Source organism: Sulfitobacter sp. HI0027 (assembly GCF_001634775.1).
GTDB lineage: Bacteria > Pseudomonadota > Alphaproteobacteria > Rhodobacterales > Rhodobacteraceae > Sulfitobacter.
Genome location: NZ_LWER01000222.1, coordinates 1 through 1,203, shown reverse-complemented (window position 1 = coordinate 1,203; position 1,203 = coordinate 1). Strand labels below are relative to the sequence as shown.

Sequence of the window (1,203 nt, the reverse complement as noted above, 5' to 3'; positions counted from 1 at the left end):
GTCATGTCATTGGCGAAGATGTCAGCGAACGCTTGGACATCATTCCGGCGCAGTTCCGGGTGATTGTCACCCGGCGGCCCAAATACGCCTGCCGGTCCTGTGAGGGTGGGGTCACCCAAGTGCCCGCACCGGCCCACATTATCGCAGGTGGCATGCCGACCGAGGCCACGCTGGCGCATATGCTCGTCTCCAAATACGCGGATCACCTGCCTCTTTACCGGCAAGCACAGATTTACAGCCGTCAGGGGATAGATCTGGATCGCTCGACCTTGGCGGCGTGGGTTGGCAAATCGGCGTTCGAATTGACCCCGGTTTATAATGCGCTCATGGACGACCTGAAACGCTCCACCAAGCTCTTCATGGATGAAACGCCCGCGCCGGTTCTGGCACCCGGGCGCAAACGCACAAAAACAGGATACTTTTGGGCGCTTGCCCGCAATGACAAGCCATGGAGTGGTGATGATCCTCCCGGTGTGGCCTTCACATATGCCCCGGGACGATCCGGCCAGCACGCAGATAATATTTTGAACGGCTTTAGCGGCACCCTGCAGGTGGACGGCTACGCAGGCTATAACCGCTTGCTGAAACGTCCGACGCAGGATGTGACGCTGGCCTATTGCTGGGCCCATGCCCGCCGCAAACTGCATGATGTTACCCAATCCGGAGCGGCACCAATCGCGCAGGAAGGTCTGAACCAAATCCAGGCACTCTACCGCATCGAAAAAGACCTGCGCGGCCTGTCTGCCGACCAACGCAGCGCTGCACGACAGAAACGCTCAAGACCCATCATCGATGCCTTCGAGCTTTGGCTCGCACAAAGCCGCGCCCGCGTCTCAAGCAAATCTCCGACTGGAGAAGCCCTGAAATACATCGCCAAATACTGGGACGGGCTGTGCCTGTTCCTCACCGATGGCCGCATCGAACTCGACAACAATCCAGTCGAGCGCACCATCCGTCCCATAGCCCTCAACCGCAAAAATGCGCTCTTCGCCGGACACGATGCCGGGGCGCAAAACTGGGCCGTCATCGCCTCCCTGATCGAGACCTGCAAACTCAATGGGATCGAGCCCCACGGCTATCTGTCAGGTGTCCTGACAGCTATCGCCCAAGGACACAAACAAACCGACATCAACGAACTGCTGCCTTGGAATTACGCCAAACCCGTGTGACCAGCGCACCGCTTACAGCTCATCGAGATCGCGA

At 58.8% G+C, this 1,203-nt stretch carries 1 protein-coding gene; it reads left to right on the top strand.

Annotation, left to right across the window (positions count from 1 at the left end):
- Positions 1–1,169 (top strand): IS66 family transposase (tnpC, locus tag A3722_RS14185; protein ID WP_067916227.1); only part of this gene is annotated, 1,169 nt, incomplete at its 5' end.
- Positions 1,170–1,203: the final 34 nt, after the last annotated feature.